This is a genomic window from Gordonia sp. DT219 (assembly GCF_049847065.1).
Classification (GTDB): domain Bacteria; phylum Actinomycetota; class Actinomycetes; order Mycobacteriales; family Mycobacteriaceae; genus Gordonia.
In genome coordinates, this window is sequence record NZ_JBNCNR010000078.1 from 1 (window position 1) to 512 (window position 512).

Below are 512 nucleotides of genomic sequence, written 5' to 3' on the forward strand. Positions count from 1 at the left end.
CGGCAACCCGGCGCGCGGCGGCCAATTCCTCGGTCTGCTCCGTCCGACCCTCATCATGCGACACCGGCGGCCGCACAGCATCATCAGCATCAGCATCAGTGTCGGCGCCGCGATCGGACACCACATCCCCATCACCGTCACCGCCCCGACGGACCGGGCGCTGATCCTGCGCATGCGGTCCCGCCACCTCACCACCGTCATGAGCGATCAGATGCGGAAGATGCGCAACATCATGCGGAAGTCCTTCGACAGCAACAACATCCATCCGCACCGTCACATCACCCACACGAGCCGACACCACCCGCGCCGCACCCTCAGACGCCGCATCCGACGCGGCATCCGACCGTTGCGCGACCTCCGGATCAGCCACCTCACGCCCATGAGGTCCGCCGGCCCACTCACCCCCACCGTCACGATCGGCCAGCCCACCCGGCTGGTCGTCACCGAGTCCGTGCTCCGGCCACGCGGGCTCCCGCGCATGCCCATCCCCCTCGAACGGCCGCGCCGACCCA

Annotated in this window: 1 protein-coding gene; it reads left to right on the forward strand. The window is 69.1% G+C overall.

What is annotated here, in order from left to right; all coding sequences use genetic code 11:
• Positions 1-512, forward strand: a 512-nt coding sequence (locus ACPXB3_RS22500) for a hypothetical protein (protein ID WP_425729859.1), incomplete at both ends; no start/stop codon positions are given.